Annotated in this window: 24 protein-coding genes; 16 read left to right on the top strand and 8 right to left on the bottom strand. The window is 65.8% G+C overall.

The genetic code is table 11. The annotated features are described in order from the left end of the window. Positions 1-102: 102 nt before the first annotated feature. The 6 genes from ACYQ0L_RS03400 to ACYQ0L_RS03375 all read right to left on the bottom strand — a co-directional run bounded on the left by ACYQ0L_RS03400 (position 103) and on the right by ACYQ0L_RS03375 (position 5174). Positions 103-663, bottom strand: coding sequence for a hypothetical protein (locus ACYQ0L_RS03400; protein WP_459787513.1), 561 nt, complete (start codon positions 661-663; stop codon positions 103-105). Positions 664-962: 299 nt separating this feature from the next. Further along, positions 963-2141: a CCA tRNA nucleotidyltransferase gene (locus ACYQ0L_RS03395; RefSeq protein WP_459787512.1), complete on the bottom strand. Its 1179-nt coding sequence runs from the start codon at positions 2139-2141 to the stop codon at positions 963-965. Then, positions 2134-2736, bottom strand: a complete 603-nt coding sequence (locus ACYQ0L_RS03390) for a CoA pyrophosphatase (protein WP_459787511.1) — start codon at positions 2734-2736, stop codon at positions 2134-2136. The genes ACYQ0L_RS03395 and ACYQ0L_RS03390 overlap by 8 nt, the downstream gene beginning before the upstream one ends. After that, positions 2733-3302: a DUF1285 domain-containing protein gene (locus ACYQ0L_RS03385; protein ID WP_459787510.1), complete on the bottom strand. Its 570-nt coding sequence runs from the start codon at positions 3300-3302 to the stop codon at positions 2733-2735. The genes ACYQ0L_RS03390 and ACYQ0L_RS03385 overlap by 4 nt, the downstream gene beginning before the upstream one ends. 64 nt (positions 3303-3366) lie before the next feature. After that, positions 3367-3909, bottom strand: a complete 543-nt coding sequence (locus ACYQ0L_RS03380; RefSeq protein WP_459787509.1) for a GNAT family N-acetyltransferase — start codon at positions 3907-3909, stop codon at positions 3367-3369. A gap of 53 nt (positions 3910-3962) precedes the next feature. Next, positions 3963-5174 (bottom strand): PQQ-dependent sugar dehydrogenase, encoded by a 1212-nt coding sequence (locus ACYQ0L_RS03375; protein ID WP_459787508.1) that lies wholly within the window; start codon positions 5172-5174, stop codon positions 3963-3965. Between ACYQ0L_RS03375 and rnhB the strand changes: the two genes are divergently transcribed. Both rnhB and ACYQ0L_RS03365 read left to right on the top strand, forming a co-directional pair. Beyond that, on the top strand, positions 5173-5823 hold the full coding sequence (gene rnhB, locus ACYQ0L_RS03370) for a ribonuclease HII (protein WP_459787507.1): 651 nt from the start codon (positions 5173-5175) through the stop codon (positions 5821-5823). The genes ACYQ0L_RS03375 and rnhB overlap by 2 nt on opposite strands. Further along, positions 5820-6728, top strand: coding sequence for an oxidoreductase (locus tag ACYQ0L_RS03365; protein WP_459787506.1), 909 nt, complete (start codon positions 5820-5822; stop codon positions 6726-6728). Before rnhB ends, ACYQ0L_RS03365 begins: the two co-directional genes overlap by 4 nt. Before the next feature lie 3 nt (positions 6729-6731). Here the strand turns inward: ACYQ0L_RS03365 and ACYQ0L_RS03360 are convergent, their stop codons facing one another. Then, positions 6732-7634, bottom strand: a complete 903-nt coding sequence (locus ACYQ0L_RS03360) for a hydrogen peroxide-inducible genes activator (RefSeq protein ID WP_459787505.1) — start codon at positions 7632-7634, stop codon at positions 6732-6734. 95 nt (positions 7635-7729) lie between these two features. On the opposite strand from ACYQ0L_RS03360, the gene ACYQ0L_RS03355 reads away from it, so the two are divergent. The 8 genes from ACYQ0L_RS03355 (at position 7730) to folP (ending at position 14234) form a co-directional block, all read left to right on the top strand. Further along, complete coding sequence (locus ACYQ0L_RS03355; RefSeq protein ID WP_459787504.1) at positions 7730-7903, top strand: HP1242/YdcH family protein; 174 nt, start codon at positions 7730-7732, stop codon at positions 7901-7903. A 107-nt stretch (positions 7904-8010) separates the two neighbouring features. Further along, positions 8011-9216 (top strand): Na+/H+ antiporter NhaA, encoded by a 1206-nt coding sequence (nhaA, locus tag ACYQ0L_RS03350; RefSeq protein WP_459787503.1) that lies wholly within the window; start codon positions 8011-8013, stop codon positions 9214-9216. Next, positions 9213-10139 carry a calcium/sodium antiporter gene (locus tag ACYQ0L_RS03345; RefSeq protein WP_459787502.1) on the top strand — a complete coding sequence of 309 codons (927 nt, stop codon included), beginning with the start codon at positions 9213-9215 and terminating at the stop codon, positions 10137-10139. The genes nhaA and ACYQ0L_RS03345 overlap by 4 nt, the downstream gene beginning before the upstream one ends. Before the next feature lie 162 nt (positions 10140-10301). Then, positions 10302-11453 (top strand): site-specific DNA-methyltransferase, encoded by a 1152-nt coding sequence (locus tag ACYQ0L_RS03340; RefSeq protein WP_459787501.1) that lies wholly within the window; start codon positions 10302-10304, stop codon positions 11451-11453. A gap of 60 nt (positions 11454-11513) precedes the next feature. Next, complete coding sequence (locus ACYQ0L_RS03335) at positions 11514-12251, top strand: hypothetical protein (protein ID WP_459787500.1); 738 nt, start codon at positions 11514-11516, stop codon at positions 12249-12251. An 86-nt stretch (positions 12252-12337) separates the two neighbouring features. Continuing rightward, complete coding sequence (locus tag ACYQ0L_RS03330; protein ID WP_459787499.1) at positions 12338-12592, top strand: type II toxin-antitoxin system ParD family antitoxin; 255 nt, start codon at positions 12338-12340, stop codon at positions 12590-12592. Next, a complete protein-coding gene (locus ACYQ0L_RS03325; protein ID WP_459787498.1) occupies positions 12585-12875 on the top strand; it encodes a type II toxin-antitoxin system RelE/ParE family toxin in 291 nt (96 codons plus the stop codon). The genes ACYQ0L_RS03330 and ACYQ0L_RS03325 overlap by 8 nt, the downstream gene beginning before the upstream one ends. Positions 12876-13121: 246 nt before the next feature. Continuing rightward, positions 13122-14234 (top strand): dihydropteroate synthase, encoded by a 1113-nt coding sequence (gene folP, locus ACYQ0L_RS03320; protein WP_459787497.1) that lies wholly within the window; start codon positions 13122-13124, stop codon positions 14232-14234. A 16-nt stretch (positions 14235-14250) separates the two neighbouring features. Here folP and ACYQ0L_RS03315 read toward each other — a convergent pair whose 3' ends face one another. Then, positions 14251-15669, bottom strand: a complete 1419-nt coding sequence (locus ACYQ0L_RS03315) for a sigma-54-dependent transcriptional regulator (RefSeq protein ID WP_459787496.1) — start codon at positions 15667-15669, stop codon at positions 14251-14253. 228 nt (positions 15670-15897) lie between these two features. On the opposite strand from ACYQ0L_RS03315, the gene ACYQ0L_RS03310 reads away from it, so the two are divergent. The 6 genes from ACYQ0L_RS03310 to ACYQ0L_RS03285 all read left to right on the top strand — a co-directional run bounded on the left by ACYQ0L_RS03310 (position 15898) and on the right by ACYQ0L_RS03285 (position 19844). Continuing rightward, positions 15898-16038 (top strand): hypothetical protein, encoded by a 141-nt coding sequence (locus tag ACYQ0L_RS03310; protein ID WP_459787495.1) that lies wholly within the window; start codon positions 15898-15900, stop codon positions 16036-16038. A 4-nt stretch (positions 16039-16042) separates the two neighbouring features. Beyond that, a complete protein-coding gene (locus ACYQ0L_RS03305) occupies positions 16043-17167 on the top strand; it encodes an NAD(P) transhydrogenase subunit alpha (protein WP_459787494.1) in 1125 nt (374 codons plus the stop codon). Positions 17168-17193: 26 nt separating this feature from the next. Continuing rightward, positions 17194-17778 (top strand): fasciclin domain-containing protein, encoded by a 585-nt coding sequence (locus ACYQ0L_RS03300; RefSeq protein WP_459787493.1) that lies wholly within the window; start codon positions 17194-17196, stop codon positions 17776-17778. A 106-nt stretch (positions 17779-17884) separates the two neighbouring features. Further along, positions 17885-18169, top strand: coding sequence for an NAD(P) transhydrogenase subunit alpha part 2 (locus tag ACYQ0L_RS03295; RefSeq protein WP_115491896.1), 285 nt, complete (start codon positions 17885-17887; stop codon positions 18167-18169). Beyond that, entirely contained in the window at positions 18166-18339 is a 174-nt protein-coding gene (locus ACYQ0L_RS03290; RefSeq protein WP_459787492.1) for a hypothetical protein, read from the top strand. The genes ACYQ0L_RS03295 and ACYQ0L_RS03290 overlap by 4 nt, the downstream gene beginning before the upstream one ends. Beyond that, a complete protein-coding gene (locus ACYQ0L_RS03285; RefSeq protein ID WP_459787491.1) occupies positions 18336-19844 on the top strand; it encodes an NAD(P)(+) transhydrogenase (Re/Si-specific) subunit beta in 1509 nt (502 codons plus the stop codon). Before ACYQ0L_RS03290 ends, ACYQ0L_RS03285 begins: the two co-directional genes overlap by 4 nt.

Here is a 19844-nt window from a genome sequence, read left to right as displayed (position 1 = left end):
AACGGGCCCGGTATTAAAAAAGGCGGGCCGCATACCTTTCGGCATGCGACCCGCCCCTTGCGACCCTCGGACTGGTGGCCCCGAGGGAAACAACAAGCTCGCTTATTCGGCGTCGGCTCCGGCCATCTCGCCGCCTTCGGCCATCTCGCTGGCTTCGGGCGCGACACCGCCTTCAAGCGCGGAGACCAGCTGCGCCTGCGTGAACAGCACGACCAAGCCGCCATTCGCATCGGCCGAGAAGTTTTCGCGCATCAGCGCGACGCTGCCTTCGGGCATGGCGAGTACGACGTTATCGCCTTCGACCGATTCAACCGTACCCACGGCGACCGCATTGGGCGTCGTCACCGCGGCATCGGCAACCAGCGCCTTGTCACGGGCAGCCATGGTCTGCGCTTCCTGCTGTTCGAACAGCTGGTCGAGCTGCGCCTTGGTGACCGAGATCACCGGGCCGTCGGGGCCTTCGCCCAGAGCCTGTGCGGGGATCGAGCCGGTGTGCGTGCCGGTGTTGACCACGGCAATGCCGTTTTCGAGCGATTCGATGGTCGCGACTTCTTCGCCCTCGGACGTGTAGATGGTGGCGCCGACTTCGGGGCCGACCTGCGCGTGGGCGGTGGTCGCCAGCGTCAGGGCGGCAGCGGCGGCGAAAGCGGTCTTGAACTTCATAAAGTCTTCTCCTTGCTGGCCACGACCGTCGAGGACGCGGCATGGGGTTTCCCCACAATACGATTTCTCCCGAAAGAGGGTCCGCACGTGGCGGCCACCAAAGCGCCAAAAAGGTGCTTTCCGGGCTCGGTCGGTATGGAAATGCGGCAAAATGATGTCAACCGCATGGGCGATTGCTCAACAGTGCCTTCCTGATCCGGTGAGATATAATTGGAATCTTGCGCCTGAAGGTAAGCTTAAGAGGTTGTTGGGGTTGATAATTCGCAAGGGATTGCGGAGCAAGCCGTACCCGGTTGTATTCAGTCGCGCTCCGCCAGCACGGTGTCGAGCAGTTGGAGAACCCGCCCCCGGTCGGGGAAGCCTTCCGCGATCCAGCGCGCTTCGACCGCGCGTAGCGTGCGCGAGACGTCGGCCCCGGCGAGCCCGCGCTGTACGATTTCTCCGCCCTTGAGCGGCAGTTGAGGAATTTCCCACTGCGCAACCCCGCGCGGATCATGGCCGGCAAGCTGCAATCGACCGACGGCGCATGCGTGCCCCTGGGCGTAGGCGAGTGCTTCCGGTTCGCTCCCGTCTTCCGGCTGGCGCTGCGCGAGGCAGGTCAACAGGTCGCGATCGCGGCGTGACAGCCGCAGGCGCGCGGCAACACCTTCCGCCACGCTTTCGACCGCTGGCAAGAGCGCGGCAAGACGGACGAGCGGCCCCGCAGGCGCATCGCTGTGCCTTTCGTGCGCGATCAACGCTTCGAGTGCGGCGACTTCGCTCTTCCCGGCTTCGGGCAGGATAACTGGCAGCACACCGCGCGCATGCATGCGTGCGATGGTGGGCGCGGGATCGGGCAGGGCGAGGATCGCAAGCAGCTCCATCGCCACCCGTTCGCGGCTGAGGCCTTTCATGGTCGGCGCAAGCTGCGCACAGGCATCCTCTGCCGTCTGGTCGAGCTTCGTCCCGAAGCGCGCCTGGAAGCGGTAATAGCGCAGGATGCGCAGGTGATCCTCGCGGATGCGTTCGTGCGCATCGCCGATGAAGCGCACCCGCCGCGCCTCCAGATCCGCCAGCCCGCCGACATAGTCGAAAATCTCGCGCGTCTTCGGATCGACGTAGAGCGCGTTGATCGTGAAGTCGCGTCGCGCCGCATCCTCGCGCCAGTCCTGCGCGAAGGCGATGGTCGCGCGGCGGCCATCGGTGCTCACGTCATGGCGCAAGGTCGTCACCTCGATCGGTGCGCCAGCGGGCAGGGCGGTGACCGTGCCGTGGTCGATCCCGGTGGGGATGGTGCGGATACCCGCCGCCGTGCAGGCCTCGATCACCTGTTCCGGCGGCAGCGGGGTGGCCGCGTCGATGTCCTTCACCGGGTGCCCCAGCAGGGTGTCGCGCACCACGCCGCCGACCCAGCGGATATTGCCTTCGCCGAGCGCGGCGACGAGCGCGGCAAGGTCTTCGCGCGCCGTCCAGTCTGCCGCAGGCAAGCGATCAGCCACCGAATATCTCCGTTATTTCCAGCCGGCGCGAAAGGTTGAAGATGATCGCCGCCGTTACGCCCCAGATCCGGTAGCCTTCGTAGTGCATCTCGTAATAGCGGCGCTCCGCCCCTTTCCACATCGCGCGATGCTCGGAGTAGTTCGAGCGGTCGAACAGCACCGAAAGCGGCACTTCGAACCAGCTTTCGACCTCGCCCGGATTGGGCACCAGCGGCAGGTCGGGCGGGACCACGCCGAGCACCGGCGTCACGTCGAACCCGGTGCCGGTGTGGTAGCGGTCGGTCGCGCCGATTACGCGCACGTGCGAGGGATGGATGGCCAGCTCCTCGTGCGCTTCGCGCAGCGCGGCTTCGACCGCATCCTCGCCCGGGTCGAGCTTGCCGCCGGGGAAGGCGACCTGGCCGGGGTGGCTGCGCATGTCGGCGGGGCGCTGGGTCAGGATCGCGCCGGGTTCAGGGCGATCGGTAACGGGGATCAGCACAGCTGCCGGGCGCGGATTGCGATCGGCGAACTGCCGGTCGGTCAGCAGGTCGGGCAGTTCGACGCCGTGGCCTTCGTCGAAAATCGTCTGCAGGCGTTCGACGAGCGAGGTCACGGCTTCAGACGAAACGTCTCGCCCATGCTGGAGACGCTCCAGTCGTCGCCGGTAGCAAGCGCATGTTCGGCGAGCTGCTGGTAGGTGCTGCGGTTCAGCCGCGCCTCGAGCCCGCGCCGCACGCCGAGATAGAGTGCCGGGGTCTCGGCATCGCCGCGCGCCACGATCGGGTGGTCGGGGCCGGCGATCACCAGCTCGTCGGTATTGAGGCGGAAGGCCAGCGCGCGTTGGGGCGCCGTGGTGCCCTCCTCCTCGCGCACGACCATGTCGGTTGCGATGAAGGCCGCATCTTCCACCTCGATCGAGAGCTTTTCGAACGGGGTCACGAGGAAATGCGCGCCGTCCCCGTCACGGATCAGCAGGCCGGAAAAGGCGCGAACCATTCCCTGCCGGTTGATCGGCGATCCTTCGTGGAACCAGGTGCCGTCCGCCGCGATCCGCATATTCGAATCGCCGTCCTGCTGCGGGGCCCAGCCATCGACCGGCGGCAGCTTTCGCGCCTCGACCTGCTCCGCGATCTGCGAGAGGGTGAGCGAGGCGAGGTGGGGCGGGGGCTCGTAGGGCATCGGCGATTCTCTGGCAGAAGGGCAGGGCGCGCGCAATCGGCCCTGCGGCCATTGGCAAGAGCCTCTATACGCCGTCCCGACCGTTCTCGTTCCGCCACGGCCCCAGCATGCCGCGCGCAGGCAGCACGGCCGGGTTGGTGCAGCGCACGAGGAGCCGGTGGCGTTCGACCGGGCCCGGCGTGTCCCACCCGCCGGTGGGGGCGGCGGTGAAGTCCCACTTGTCGTAATATTCGGGGTCGCCGATCAGGACCTGCGGCAGGGCGGGCTTTTCGACCGTGGCGGGGCCTTCGATCGCGCCCAGCGCAGCCGCCATCAGCGCGCGGCCATAGCCTTCGTTCTGGCGGCTCGGCGCGACCGCGACCGGGCCGACCATCAGCAGCGGATATTGCCGCCCGTCCTCGTCGGTCAGCGAGACAGGCCACAGCTCGATCGTGCCCGCGAGGTAATCCTCGTCGTCGAGCGCGGCGAAGCTCAGCCCGTCCAGCCGGTCGAGCCCTTCGCGGATGCGATAGGCGGTGCGGGTGGTGCGGTCCGGCCCGAACACGGCGTCGAGCAGTTGCTCATGCAGTTCGTCGGGAACTGCCTCGATGGGAACGATGGTGGGCATGGTGGCGGGCCGGGTAGTCTCAACTGCGCCCGCTGTCGATCCCGATCGCGCCGCTACCCCGCAGGCGTCAGCTTGCGCAGCCGCCCGCCCGATCCGTCTTCCAGCACCCACAACGCACCGTCGGGTCCCTGCACGATCTCGCGCAGGCGCTTGCCGAAGGGGTAGCGGGCGGCCTCGGTCGCCCTGGTGCCGTCCATGTCCACCCGCACGATGTTCTCTTCCTTGAGGTTCGCGATCAGCGCATCGCCCTGCCAGTCGGCGAACATCGTGCCCGAATAGAACAGGAAGTCGCCCGGCGCGATCACCGGGGTCCACTCGATCGCGGGCTTGGTGAAGCCGTCGTCCGGCGTGTGATCGGGTATCGGCCTGCCGTCGTAATTGTCCCCTTCGGACCGCACGGGCCAGCCATAGTTGTGGCCACGCTGCACGTGGTTCAGCTCGTCGCCACCGGCCGGCCCATGTTCAAGATCCCACAGCCGCCCGGCACTGTCGAACTGGAGGCCCAGCAGGTTGCGGTGGCCCCAGCTCCAGATCTGGTCGCTCGGGCTGCCCTGGTCGGCCAGCGGATTGCCTGCGGCGGGCGAGCCGTCGAGATTGAGGCGCACGACCGTGCCCAGCGTATTGGAGGTATCCTGCGCGGGGTCCTGCTTCTGACGCTCGCCGCTGGAGACGAACAGGTACTTCCCGTCCGGGCTGAAGGCGATGCGGTGCGAGTAGTGGCCGCGGCCCGTGACCTTGGGGGTCTGCCGCCAAATAATGTCGAGGCCTTGGATGGCGCATGAATCCATTCCGTCGCAGACCATCTGCCCGCGCCCGACCACCGCGCCGCGCGTATCGCCGTCACCGGCCTCGACCCAGCTGAGGTAGATCGTGCGCGTGCCGAGCGTGTCCGAGGCTTCGCTGGCGAGGAAGGCGACATCGCCGAGCCCACCCTGGCCGCCGTAATCGACCTCCGGCGCGCCGGAGACGGTCATCGTGCGACCGGTCTGGGTATCGACCGCCTTGATGGTGCCCGCCTTCTCGGTAATTATGAGAATCTGCGTGCCCGGCACGAAATCGGCGGCCCATGGCTCCTCGAAAGTACCCATGTCGCGCACCGCGAAGGGGCCGACGGTCTCGTCTGCCTGCCCGCTGGCGGGGGCGCCGCTGGCGGTCGACGCGGCGGTGTTGGGGCCGTTCTCCCCCGTCGCGGCATTGCCGCAGCTTGAGAGGACGAGGCCGAAGCTGGTAGCGGCGGCAAGCGAAACTAGGCGGCTCATGGTCATGTTCGCAAAAAGTCCTTTTCCCGAATTCGCGGCGTCTTGTCCGCCCGGTGCCTTGATCGTCGGTGTCGACGAGGCAGGGCGCGGTCCGCTTGCGGGTCCCGTTGTGGCCGCTGCGGTGGCGCTGTGCAAGCCGCGCCCGGGTGGGCTCGACGATTCCAAAAAGCTCGGCCCGGCCAAGCGTTCCTCTCTCGACGAGCAAGTCCGGCGGCGGTGCGCATGGGCCGTCGCCCAGATCGAGCCCGAAGAGATCGACCGGCTGAACATCTTTGGTGCGACCATGCTGGCGATGACGCTGGCGGTCGCGCGCGTGGCCGAAGCGATGGGTCGCGCGCCCGACATGGTGCTGGTCGACGGCAACCTGACCCCCGCCGGTCGCTGCGAGGGCTGGCGCTGGCCGGCGCGCGCGATCGTGGGCGGTGACGCGAAGGAGCCCGCGATCGGCGCTGCCAGCATCGTCGCGAAGGAATGGCGCGACCGCCTGATGGCCGACGCCGCGCGCGCCCATCCGCATTACGGGTGGGAACGGAACAAGGGCTACGGGACCGCAGAGCATCTCGATGCATTGAGGGTGCATGGGCCATGCGCGCTGCACCGCCGCAGCTTCGCACCGGTGGCTCAGTTGGAAATGCAACTGGAGATGCGCGCATGAAGGGCTTCACGTTCGACGATATTCCCGACCAGACCGGGCGCAAAGCGCTCGTCACCGGGGCCAACACGGGCATCGGCTATCACATTGCGCAAGTGCTCGCCGCCCATGGCGCGCATGTCCTCATGGGGTGCCGTAACCGCGAGAGGGCGAGCGGCGCGCGCACTGCCATGCTCAAATCCGTGCCCGGGGCGCAGATCGACATCGTCGAGCTGGACCTGGAAGACATCGCCTCAGTGCGCTTGGCGGCGGAGCAGGTCGACAGCCTCGATCTGCTGGTCAACAATGCCGGGATCATGTGGGTGCCGCAGGAGACCGGCACGGGCGGGGCCGAGCGGCACTTTGCCGTCAATCACCTCGGCCATTTCGCGCTCACGTCGCTGCTGTTGCCCAAGCTTGCGAAGGGCACGGACCCGCGCGTCGTCATCCAGTCGAGCATCGCGCACCGCCCCGCGACGATCGATTTCGACAACCTCGCGGGCGAGCGCAAATATGCGCGCCAGAAATTCTACGGCCAGAGCAAGCTTGCGAACCTGATGTTCGCGCTGGAACTGGACCGGCGGCTGCGTGCGGCGGGATCGCCGATTGCCAGCATCGCGTGCCATCCGGGGGTCGCGAAGACCGAGCTTACGCGGCAGGTCGGCTGGGCGAAGATCGTGATGCCGTTCGCCGCCCCGCTGCTCAATACGCCGCGTCAGGGCGCGCTGCCCGCATTGCAGGCGGCGACCGATCCGGCCGCGCAGGGCGGCGAGTATTTCGGACCATATGGCTTCATGGAGGCGACCGGGGCGTCCTCGGGCCGGGCGGTCGCCACTGCGACCGCGCGCGATCCGCTGCTGGCCGCGCGCCTGTGGGAAATCTCCAAGGACATGACCGGTATCGATCCGGGGCTGAAACCGGCGACCTGAGGCTCAGTCCAGCATCCGCCGTGCTTCCTCGGTGATGGTTGCGGCGATCTGGCGATAGGCATCGGCAAGCACGCTTCCCTTGCGCCAGACCGCGGCGATCGACCGGTGCGCCTTCCAGTCGGGAACATCGAAGCGGCGGACCATGTGTTCGCCGCCGCTTTCGGACCGAAGGTAGGTTTCGGGCAGGATCGCCAGGCCTAGGCCGGAGCCCGCCATCTGCTGCAATCCGTCGAGGCTGGTGCCCTCGTAATCGCGCAACTCCTTCGCCCCGATCCGCTCGCAGATGTCGCGCACCTGCCGCGCATAGTGGTGCCTCCGGTCGAGCGTGAGCATGTCCGCGCCCTCGAAATCCGCGATGGTGAGATCGCTGCGCGCGTGGAAGGGATGGTCGGTCGGCCCGACCAGCAGCAGCGGTTCGCGAAACAGCGGTTCGATGGTCAGGCGCGGATCGTCGATCGGCAGAGGGGCGAGCAGCATGTCGATATCCCCATTGGCGAGCGCTTGTGCCTGATCGTCGGGAATCCCCTCGCGCACGTGCAGCTTCAAGTCCGGGTGCGCGCCATGCAGTCGCATGACGACCTGCGGCATGAGATAGGGGCCGAGCGTGGGGGTCACGCCGAAGCGGATCGTACCCACCAGCAGTCCGCCGACGCGAGAGGCAAGCCGCTGGATGTCCGATACCTCTCCCAGAATGCCGCGGGCACGGCGCGCGATCTCGCGCCCGACCGGCGTCAGCGCGACCGGCTGGCCGCGTTCGACCAGCTCCGCCCCCAGCGTCTGTTCCAGCTTGCGCAGCTGATGGCTGAGCGTGGGCTGGGTGACGTGCAGGCTTTGCGCCGCGCGGCCGAAATGGCGTTCCTGCTGGATCGCGACGAGGTAGCGCAGCTGCTTCAGGGTGACGGCCATAGATAAAATCTATCGAAACAGTGCCAGCCTTTCAATTGGCTTCATCGCGGCGGACTTGCGATACTCGCTGACGTACCGATTGAAAGGAGACGATCATGCAAGGCCATATCGACAAGCTTCGTCAGGCGCATCGCGACCTCAACCGCGCGATCGATACGACCCGCGCGGCCGCTCGGCAGGAAGACGTGAAGCAGCTCAAGAAAATGCGCCTCGCGCTCAAGGATCGCATCGCGAACGGTACCGGCAGGCGCGCCACGCGCAGCGCCTGACGCCGCATCAAGCCAACCCGAGCAGGCGCCGCGCGGATCGTGTGGCGCTTGTTTCGTATCCAGCGGCCTGCCAGACGGGCTGACACACAGATTATCCGGGGCCTTTCATGACCACCGAGCCGAAGCTTGCACCCAGACCGCCAGAAATCCTTGCCCGTGCCGGGCGGTCGCTGCGCGACTTCCTGAAACAGGAAAGCGCGGGCGGGATCGTGCTGATGGTCGCCGCTGCGATTGCGGTGCTGTGGGCCAATAGTCCGCTGTCATCCGCCTATTTCGGGATGCTCGGCACCGAAGTCGCGGCGACGGTTGGTGGCGAAGGCGTCAAGAAATCGGCGCTGCTGTGGATCAACGACGGGCTGATGGCGCTGTTCTTCCTGCTCGTGGGGCTGGAGGTGAAGCGCGAAGTGCTGGTGGGCCAGCTCTCCAGCTGGCAGCAATCCTCGCTCCCCATCTTTGCCGCGCTTGGCGGGATGGCCGCCCCGGCGCTGGTGTTCGTCGCCATCAATCTCGGCCAGCCGGGCAATATCCAGGGCTGGGCGATCCCCGCCGCGACCGACATTGCCTTCGCGCTCGGCATTCTCGCGCTGCTTGGCAGCCGGGTGCCCGTGGCGCTCAAGGCGCTGCTGCTGGCGGTGGCGGTGATCGACGATATCGGCGCGATCGCGATCATCGCGCTGTTCTACACTCCCGGCGTGGACCTTGCGATGCTGGGCTCTGCCGCCGTCGTGCTCGTGCTGCTCGCGGGCTTCGGATACATGCGCGTGGGCTCCTCGATCCCCTACGCGATCCTTGGCGTGGCGCTGTGGTACTTCGTGCTCAAGTCGGGCGTCCACGCCACGCTCGCGGGCGTCGCGCTGGCGATGTGCATCCCAATGACCGACCGGCGCGGCGAGGCGAAGCTGGAGCATTGGGAGCACGGCCTGCACCCGTGGGTCGCCTTCATGGTGGTGCCGATCTTCGCGCTCGCCAATGCGGGCGTTTCCTTCGAAGGGATGGAGCCTGCCGCGCTGCTCGCGCCGCTGCCGCTCGGCATTGCGCTGGGGCTGCTGGTCGGCAAGCAGGCGGGTATCCTCGGCCTTGCCTGGCTGGCGGTGAAATCGGGCATCGCGCGGCTGCCCGACGGGGTCGGCTGGCTGCAGGTCTGGGGCCTCTCGCTGATCGCGGGGATCGGCTTCACGATGAGCCTGTTCATCGGCAACCTCGCCTTCGCCAGCCCCGAGCAGATCAATGCGGTGAAGCTGGGCGTGCTTTCGGGCTCGATTATCTCCGCGCTGCTCGGCGTCGCGATCCTCCTGCGCGGGCGCCGCGCATGACCGGTGCACTGATCCTCGTCGCCATCGGCCTGGTCGCACTGGCCGGCGGAGGCGAGCTGCTGGTGCGCGGTGCGGTCGGCATTGCCGGGAAGCTGGGCATGTCGACGCTCTTCACCGGGCTGGTGATCGTCGGCGCGGCGACCTCCATGCCCGAAATGGTCGCCAGCGTGCAGGCCGTGCTGAGCGGTTCGCCGGAGATTGCATGGGGCAATATCGTCGGCTCCAACATCGCCAATTCGCTCCTGATTCTCGGCGGCGCGGCGCTGATCGCGCCGATCGTGCTGGCGGGCATCGGGCGGCGCGATTCCGTGGTCGCCCTGATGGCGACGCTGGCGGTCTGGGCGATCGCCTGGTGGGGCCTCGGCGCGCAGTATATCGGCGTAGGCCTGCTGGTCGCGCTGGTGGTCTACATCGTATGGCGATACCGCCATCCGCCCGCGACGGTCGAGGCCGAGCCGGAAGAGACCGCCACGCCGCCCAATTTCCTCCTGTCGCTGCTGTTCTTCGCCGCCGGCGTCGCCGCGCTGGTGCTGGGCGGTGGCTGGCTGGTGAGCGGGGCGATCGACATCGCCAGCGATCTGGGCGTCAGCGAGGCGGTGATCGGCCTCACCATCGTCGCGGTGGGCACCTCGTTGCCCGAACTCGCCGCTTCGGCAGTGGCCGCCTTCCGCGGCCATGCCGAGCTGGCGCTAGGCAATGTGCTGGGTTCGAACATCTTCAACCTGCTGCTGATCGGCGGGGTCACGATGACCATCTCGGGCCAGCCGCTGCCGGGCGAGCTGCTGCTGTACGGCTGGCCGGTCATGGCCGCCTCCGCGCTGCTGCTGGTGCTGATGTGCCGCTTCATGAACCGCATCGGGCGGCCCTTCGCGCTGCTGATGCTGGGCGCATTCGCGGCCAATACGGCACTGGCTTTCGCTTGATTCCAAAGCGTTTTTCGCGGCGTTTCAGGCACGAAAAAAGGATGGTTTACCAAGAATGACTTGACGCGGAGTCGCCGAGGAATCATCGAGTCCCCCTGTGGATAACTCGGCGGGCCAATCAGGGCACCCGACCGACCGGTTTTTGGGGGATGCACGCAGATCATGGTCGTTGAAACGAAAACGAGGCCGGCGACGAAGCCTGCGACACGCCGCGCAAAGGCAGCGGCGGCGCCCGCGCCAGCATTGCCGCTGGGCCAAATCCTCGACGGCGATTGCGTCGAGCGGCTGCGCGAACTTCCCGATAGCAGCATCGATCTCGTCTTCGCCGATCCGCCCTACAACCTGCAGCTCGGCGGCGATCTCAACCGCCCCGACGGCAGCCATGTCGATGCCGTGACCGATCACTGGGACCAGTTCGACAGCTTCAAGGTTTACGACGACTTTTCAAAGGCCTGGCTGGCGGAGTGCCGACGCGTTCTGAAGCCCGATGGCGCGCTGTGGGTGATCGGCAGCTATCACAATATCTACCGCCTCGGCGCGACCTTGCAGGATCTGGGCTTCTGGATCCTCAACGACATCGTGTGGCGCAAGACCAACCCGATGCCCAATTTCCGCGGCACGCGCTTCACCAATGCGCACGAGACGCTGATCTGGGCGAGCCAGGGCGAAAAGGCGCGTTACCAGTTCAATTATCGCGCGATGAAGACGCTCAACGACGAACTTCAGATGCGCAGCGACTGGACCTTCCCGATCTGCGCCGGGGGCGAGCGGCTGAAGGACGATTCCGGCCATAAGGCGCACCCGACGCAAAAGCCCGAGGCGCTGCTCTACCGCGTGCTGCTCGCCACGACCGAGCGCGGCGACGTGGTGCTCGACCCGTTCTTCGGCACCGGCACCACCGGAGCGATCGCCAAGCGGCTGGGCCGCGAATGGATCGGCTGCGAGCGCGAGGAGGCCTATCGCACGGTCGCCCGCGCGCGGATCGAAAAGGAACTCCCGCTCGACGAAAGCGCGCTGATCACGATGCAGAGCAAGCGCACCGCACCCCGCGTCGCCTTCGGCACGCTGGTGGAGGCGGGCTTCGTCAAACCCGGCACGCAGGTGTTCGACAAAAAGCGGCACTGGACCGCGACGGTGCGGGCCGACGGATCGCTCGTCTGCGATAAGCTCAACGGCTCGATCCACCAGGTCGGCAAGGACCTGCAAGGCGCCCCCAGCTGCAACGGCTGGACCTTCTGGCACTTCGAGGACGAGGGGCTGGTAAAGCCTTTGGACACCGCGCGGCAGCTGTATCTGCTCGCGACGGAGGATTAAGGGCTGCCAACCAGCGGAAGTGTGCGACTTAAAATGCCAACACCCGAGTTAAGCGAGCCTGTGAGTACTACGGAATGGCCGGAAGCAGTCGTAGACGCCTATTATTTTGCGCTGGGGAGATTCCTTCAAGAATACGCCAATGCGGAGTCAGGACTCCGTTTCATTGTCGATAGATTTGCAAGTGGGTTGTTAGCTGAGGATGTAAATTCCTTCACGCCAGGAACCGAATTTTGGGCAAGAACTAAAAGGCAAGTTGATGTAGTGCGCGCGTTGCTTGGTTCTCAGACAGTGTCTAACTTGTCTGAAGCCCTCAAACTCTTGATGAGAATAGCAAACAGCCCCGGCGATGCACAGGAGCTTGCAAAGGACGCTTTGGTCCATTTCGGCTCAATAGCAACTTTGCGTAATCGGATCGTTCACTCAGGAGCTGCACCAGTGTACGTAGACGGATGGAAATTCCTCACATCTGACTTGGGTCAGGCTAAAGAGCGCCACAAAGCAAAAGCGTTTTTGTTTGCAATCGAAGACCTAGAATTAATGATCGCAGACCTCCGTTCTATCCGACTACGGATTGGTGCTGCTACGTTGACTGATAATCCCAACTTCAAGGATTTTGCTGACAGCCACGGGGCGTTCGGTTCATGGGCTTATAAACCGGTTGAATCGAAGATTTTTGATGAGCTCTCACCGGAGATCGTGCGACCGCTCTCGCCATTCGAGAGCGCCTTTTCGACTGCAGCGTCTTATACAATGACGAATGGGGGGCCACTCGCCTTCTCAGGCAAACCGCGTCGCTAACAATAGGCCGGCCGAGACTTTGATTTGGCTACCGCGTTGCTGCCAGCACCAATAGTATGATACACCGCTCCGATCAGGAGCACCTCATGGCGACAATCCGCAAAACCATTACACTCAGCGACACGCAGGACGCGTGGATCAAGCGTCAGATCGCTGAGGGCGGTTTCACCAATGACAGCGAATATATCCGCGATCTCGTGCGGCGCGATCAGGAGGGGCAGGCGAAGCTTGCGGGATTGCGGCAGGCGATTGCCGAGGGGCTCGACAGCGGGGTGAGCGACAGGTCGCTCAACTATATCTGGGCCGAGGCGGAAAAGCGCAGCGCTGCCGCCGATGCGTGAGCTGCGGCTCAGCCGGAAGGCGGCCGCCGATCTCTCCGACATAGCCGATTTCACGATTGCCGAGTTCGGCATCGAACAGGCGCGCAAATATCGCGATCAGTTCGCCAAGTGCTTCGCCTCGCTGCTCGACAATCCCATGCTTGGGCGAAGCGCGGACGAGCTCGCGCCCGGATTGCGGCGCATCCGGCAACAGGCGCATGTCGTATTCTACGAACCCTCCGAAGAGGCGGTTCTGATCGTCCGTGTCCTACACCACAGGATGGATTTCGAGCAGCATCTGTGACGACTGAGGGCCGTATGGGTGTCCTACCGGCCCATACGAGGCTACCACTTCGCGGATGACCAAGACGACTCTTCCGGCCCAAAGCGCGTGCGATTTTTTGCCCCTCAGATCGCCGATGTGTCGCCCCGCACACATCTTCCGCGGCTTTTGTCGCTATTTTTCAATGCCTTCGCTCGCCGCCTCGCAGGGTGACACTAGGGTGACACGTGTCACCCATGTCGCCCCCCGATTGGCGGAAATCGGCGCATGAGCGAACAGGTCTACATCCGCCCGATCGGCTTCGCGCCGGGTCCGCAGAGCGAGGAGGGCGATGCCATCCGGCTTGCCGGGGGGCTCGTCTATGCCAGCCGCTTTGCGGTGATCCTGCGCCGAAATGGCGAAGTGATCGAGCGGTGGCGGGCCTCCCCCGAAAGCATTGCTCAGGTGCTCGGGGCATTGCCCGACAGCGTTGCTGCCGAGGCGGAGGCGCAGTGGGGCAACCTGCGCAAGGCGCATCCTCCGCTTGAGCTGGGCGCGCGAACCGTGCGCCTCGACCAGCCGCAGGTGATGGGCATCCTCAACGTCACGCCCGACAGCTTCTCCGACGGGGGCAAACATGTCGGCGATCCTGCCGGCACGCGAGACGCGATTGCTGCGATGGTCGAGGCGGGCGCGGCTATCATCGACATTGGCGGCGAAAGCACGCGTCCCGGTGCGGAAGCCGTGTGGGAAGAAGAGGAAATCCGCCGCGTCGTCCCCGCGGTAGAGGTAGCTGCCAGCATGGGTGCGGCGGTCAGTATCGATACGCGCCGCGCGGGTACGATGGAAGCTGCGCTGCAGGCGGGGGCGGGGATCGTCAACGATGTCTCCGCCCTGCGCTACGACCCGCGCTCGGCCGAACTGGTCGCGAAGACGGGCTGCCCCGTGGTGCTGATGCACGCGCCGGGCGAGGGCAGCGATCTGCACGAGGGCGGGACGTACGAGAGCGTGGTGTTCGACGTGTTCGACGCTCTGCGCGAACGCCGCGATGCAGCGGTTGCGGCGGGCATTTCGCGCGAGAAGATCCTGCTCGATCCCGGTCTCGGCTTCGGCAAGTCGCTCAGCGATAATCTCGCGCTCATCAACGCGCTGCCGCTGTTCCACGCGCTGGGCCAGCCGATCCTGTTCGGGGCGAGCCGCAAGCGGATGATCGGCGCGCTGAGCAAGGAGGCCGCCGCGGAAGCGCGGCTGGGCGGCAGCATCGCGCTGGCGCTCGCGGCGATGGATGCGGGGGCGCAGCTGCTGCGGGTCCACGACGTGCCGGAGACCGTGCAGGCGCGCGACGTGTGGCGCGGCCTGCGCGACGCGGCGCTGACCGATTTTGCGGACCTGCCCGGGTAGGCGAGCGCGAGTGTGCCTAGGCCGCGTTGTCGATCCCGAGATCGCTCAGCTTGCGGTAAAGGGTGGAACGCCCGATGCCGAGCCGGCGGGCGACCTCGGTCATCCGCCCGCGATAGTGCCCGATGGCGAGGCGGATGATGTCGGCCTCGATCTCTTCGAGCGGGCGCAGGTTGCCGTCGTCGGTGTACAGCATCACGCCGACCGCCTCGTGTACGTGGTGGCCGGTTTCCGCCCGTTCGCCGACCAGTTCGGCAAGCTGGGGGAAATCGCTCGCGGTGAGCATCTCGGCGTCGCAGAACACTGCGGCGCGGAACAATACGGCCTGCAACTGGCGGACGTTGCCCGGCCAGTCGAAGGCGCACAGCAGGTTGAGCGCGCTGTCGGCGAGAGAGAGGTGGCGCAGGCCCGGTTCCTCGCCGATCCGGGCGAGGAAGTGGCGAGCCAGCGCGGGAATGTCGCCCGGGCGTTCGCGCAAAGGCGGCAGGGTGATCCGGGTGGAAGATATCGCGGCGAGCAGGTCGGGATCGAACTCGCCCTTCGCCGCGAGTTCGGACAGCGGACGGTTGCTCGCGGACAGGAGGCGGGTGTCGATGCGGAAGCCGTGGGTCGCGCCGATCGGGCGGACGATCCCGTCGTTCAGCGTGGTGGCAAGTCGCGCCTGCTGGTCGGTGGAAAGACGGTCGATCTCGTCGAGCACCAGCGTGCCGGTGTCGCAGTGCTGAAGCGCGCCCGTCTGGCTTTCGAAGGCACCGGGGAAGGCGCCCTTCTCGTGGCCGAACAGCGCGGAATCGATCGAGTTGACGGGCACGCCCGACACGTTGATCAGGCGGAAGGGATTGCGGGCGCGCGGGCTGGTCGCGTGGATCGCGCGCAGCAGCATCTCCTTGCCGGTGCCGCTCTCGCCCTCGATCAGCACGTGGCTGTGCGCGCGGGCGGCCTTGGCGGCGCGGGCGAGCGCGATGCGGAAGACCGGGTCGGTCCCGATCATCGCGTCGAAATCGAGCACCGCGGGCATCTTCTCGGTCAGCGGCTGCATCTCGTTGCGCGGGGATTCCACGCGGGTGGCGCTGCGCAGGGCGCGCATCAGCCGTTCGGGCGCGACGGGCTTGATGAGATAGTCGGTGGCGCCGGCGCGCATCGCCTCGACCGCCTGCAGCGGGCTGGCGCTGGTCGTCAGCATCAGGATCGGCAGGGCGGGGCGGCGCTGCTTGAGTTCGGCGATCAGGTCGCAAGCCGCATCGCCGGGCACCCACTGGTCGAGGATGATCGCGGACAATTGCATGCCCTGCCGCGTGCCGAGCGTGGCGATGGCGGTTTCGGCATCGTTGACGACCAGGGTGCGCCAGCCTTCGCGCGCGGCGAGCGCGGAGACGAGGCGGCTCTGTGCCGGCTCGTCGTCGATCAGCATCAGCAGGCGTTCTTCTTGATCGGCCATTTATCCCCGCCAACAGGCATCCAAAGTGCAAGGGAACCGTCCCATTGCGGTGCAGGGCGGAGGTTTACGGCACATCGGTAAAGAGCAGCTTAAGGCTAGTTTGCGCGGCAATCCGAGTGGCCTTCGCCGGCGCGGCGCGGGGGAAGCGGGCCAGCAAGTGCTTGAGCATGGCCGATTGGGGCGATAGACCGCTCCCAAACATCATCCCCAACGGAGTACTTGCCCGCCATGGCACCGCAGAATGAAGCCGTCACAAAGGATATCAACAAGGCGCAAGCGACCTACGAGCGGTTCATGACGAGCCTGAAGTTCGCGATCCCGGTCATCGCGGTGATCGTGCTGATCGTCGTCTCGCTGATCGCGACCTGATCGTATGAAGATTGCGGTTCTCAGGGAGCGGACGGCAGGCGAGACGCGCGTTGCGCTGACTCCCGAGACCGCCAGGAAATTCATCGCGCTGGGCGCGGACGTTGCGATCGAGGCGGGGGCGGGCGAACACGCGTCCATCCCGGACGCGGCCTATACCGATGCGGGCGCTTCGGTAGGCGTGGCGCAGGACGTGCTCAAGGATGCCGGGATCGTGCTCGGCATCCAGGCCCCCGATCCGGCGGCGCTCAAGGGCGCGAAGGATGGCGCTTTCGTCGCCGCGCTGTTCGATCCCTTCCGCGAGCGAGAGCGGGTGGACGCCTATGCCGCCGCGGGCCTCGAAGCTCTCAGCATGGAATTCATGCCGCGCATCACCCGCGCGCAGAGCATGGACGTACTCTCCAGCCAGTCGAACCTCTCGGGCTACAAGGCGGTGATCGCCGCGGCCGACCAGTATGGCCGCGCCTTCCCGATGATGATGACCGCTGCGGGCACGGTGCAGGCCGCGCGTGTCTTCATCATGGGCGTGGGCGTCGCAGGGCTTCAGGCGATCGCCACCGCCAAGCGGCTGGGCGCCCAAGTTTCCGCCACCGACGTCCGCTCCGCCACGCGCGAGCAGATCGAATCGCTCGGCGCGAAGGCGATCTTCGTCGAGGAAGGCGGGATCGAGGGCGAGGGCACTGGCGGCTACGCCTCGGAAATGAGCGAGGAGTACAAGGCGGCGCAGGCCAAGCTGGTCTCCGAACACATCGCCAAGCAGGATATCGTCATTACCACCGCGCTGATCCCGGGCCGCCCCGCGCCCCGGCTGATCTCCGACGAGCAGATCGCGAGCATGAAGCCCGGCGGCGTCATCTTCGATATGGCCGTACCGCAAGGCGGCAATGTCGAAGGCGCAGTGGCGGACGAACTGGTCAACCGGCACGGTGTCACCATCATGGGGTATGCCAACACGCCCGCGCATCTGGCACCGGATGCAAGTGCGCTGTTCGCACGCAACCTCTACAATTTTCTGTCGGCCTTCTGGGACGAAGAGGCAGGTGGGCCGGTCCTCGACGAGGAGATCGGCGATGCGGTGCGGCTGACAAAGGGCGGCCAGGTAGTGAACGCCAGACTGAAAGACGGCGACTGATAAAGTGATTTGAGAGATCCGATCCGATGAAGTTCCGCGTCCCCATGCTGCCGCTGGCGGTGGCTTTCGCTCTTGCCGCCTGCGCACCGAGCCTTGGCGACGACGTCAATCTGGAGAATGTCGCGCCCGACGATATCGCATGGCTCGGCGAGACGCCGATCTATCCCAATGCGACCATCGCGGAGAATATCGCGGCGGCGGACACGTTCTCTCATCTGGCCGTGCTGGTGGAACGGACCGGCCTGGCCGGCCAGCTGGGCGGCGAGGGCCCCTACACGATCTTTGCGCCGACCGATGCCGCCTTCGCGCAGGTGCCGACGGCGCTCCGCGACGAGCTGGCCCGTCCCGAAAATGCCCAGAAGCTGCGCGATATCGTGGCCGGGCACGTCATTCCCGGGACGATCACCGCTGCTGAGCTCGCGGCGCGGATAGAAACCGGCGGCGGGGCCTACCGGGCACAGAGCCTTGCGGGCGGGATGCTGACCTTCAGCCGTCAGGGCGATGCCATCGTGATCGCGAGTCCCGGCAGCCAGGCGGTAACGGTGACGATGGCCGATCTGACCCAGGCCAACGGCATGATGCATGTGATCGACGGGGTCGTCCTGCCCTAGGGACGCCGCGCGAAACATCCGGCTTTTCGCCAAGGCCATCGACAGCGCGGCATCGCCTTGCAATAACGCAGCCCAATCCAATCCTCGGGGGAGGCGTGCTTTTAAGATGGACTTCATTTCCGTCCTGTCGATTTTCGTGCTGGCGTGTTTCGTCGGCTATTACGTGGTGTGGTCGGTTACGCCGGCGCTGCACACGCCTCTGATGGCAGTCACCAACGCGATTTCTTCGGTGATCATCGTCGGTGCGCTGATCGCAAGCGCCGAAGCGGGTAGCGCGGTCGCCAAATGGCTCGGCCTTGCTGCCGTGGTGCTCGCCAGCATCAACATCTTCGGCGGCTTCGCCGTGACCGAGCGGATGCTCGCGATGTACAAGAAGAAGGACGGCAAATGAGCGGGGCGGGAAGCAAGCCGACCGTTCGTCGGGAAAAGGCGGTGTGGGCGCTCTGGCTGTTCTTTGCAGTGCTCGTCGTGTTCGTGGTGTCTGGTTATTCCTTGGGCAAAGACATGGCACAGCGCGGCAATGCGCGTGACGCTGCCATCCTGACAGGGGAGGACGCATGAGCCTTCCTCGCGACATCGAACCTCTCGCTGCCCCTCCGGGTACGGATTACGGCGTGAGCCACGCGGTCGAAACCGCTGCCGCACACGGCCCGACCAATCCGTGGGTTGCGCTCGCCTATCTGGTGGCGGGGGTGTTCTTCATCCTCGCGCTGCGCGGCCTTTCCAGCCCCGCGACCAGCCGTGCGGGCAACCGCAACGGGATGATCGGGATGCTGATCGCGGTCGTCACCGTGCTCGCCACCCACAGCGTTGCCAATATCGTCGAGATCCTGATCGCCATCGCGATCGGCGGGCTGATCGGCTTCACCATCGCGCGCAAGATCGCGATGACGCAGATGCCCGAACTGGTGGCAGGCTTTCACAGCCTCGTCGGCCTAGCCGCCGTGCTGGTCGGCCTTGCCGCATGGATGAACCCCGGCGCGTTCGATATTTTGGACCTCGATGGACAGATCCTGACGGTCAGCCGGATCGAGCTGGGGCTGGGCATCGCCATCGGTGCGATCACCTTTAGCGGCTCGATCATCGCCTTCCTCAAGCTTTCGGGCCGGATGGGCGGCAAGCCGATCATGCTGCCCGGGCGCCATATCATCAACCTGGGCACACTCGCGGCCATCATCGCGCTGATCGCTGCCTATACGATGTCCGCCACGGCTGGGCCGGGCGAGGGCTGGATGATCATCGCGGTCGCGGTGCTCGCCTTCATCATCGGCTTCCTGCTGATCGTCCCCATTGGTGGCGCGGATATGCCGGTCGTGGTGTCGATGCTGAACAGCTATTCCGGCTGGGCTGCAGCCGCGATGGGCTTCACGCTGGGCAACACCGCGATGATCATCACGGGTGCGCTGGTCGGCAGCTCGGGTGCGATCCTCAGCTACATCATGTGCCGCGCGATGAACCGCAGCTTCATCAGCGTGATCGCGGGTGGCTTCGGGGCCGACGACAGCGCGGCTGGCGGCGGTGAGGCGCGCGAACAGCGCCCCTACAAGCAGGGCAGCGCCGATGATGCGGCCTTCATGCTCGAACAGGCGGAAAAGGTCATTATCATCCCCGGCTACGGCATGGCGGTTGCACAGGCGCAGCACGCGCTGCGCGAGATGGGCGATGTGCTGAAAGCCAAGGGCGTGGAGGTCAAATACGCGATCCACCCCGTTGCAGGCCGTATGCCCGGCCACATGAACGTGCTGCTGGCCGAAGCGAACGTGCCCTATGACGAGGTGTTCGAGCTGGAGGATATCAACTCCGAGTTCGCGCAGGCCGACATCGCCTTCATCATCGGGGCGAACGACGTGGTGAACCCGGCGGCGAAGACCGACAAGTCCAGCCCGATCTACGGAATGCCGGTGTTCGACGTGGGCAATGCGAAACAGGTCTTCTTCATCAAGCGGAGCATGGGCGGCGTGGGCTATGCGGGCGTCGACAACGACGTGTTCTACCTGAACCAGACGACCATGCTGCTGTCCGACGCGAAGAAGATGGTCGAGGAAATCGTCAAGGCGCTGGACTAG

Source organism: Alteriqipengyuania triglochinis, assembly GCF_054655655.1.
This window is presented reverse-complemented; position numbering and strand designations above follow the sequence as displayed.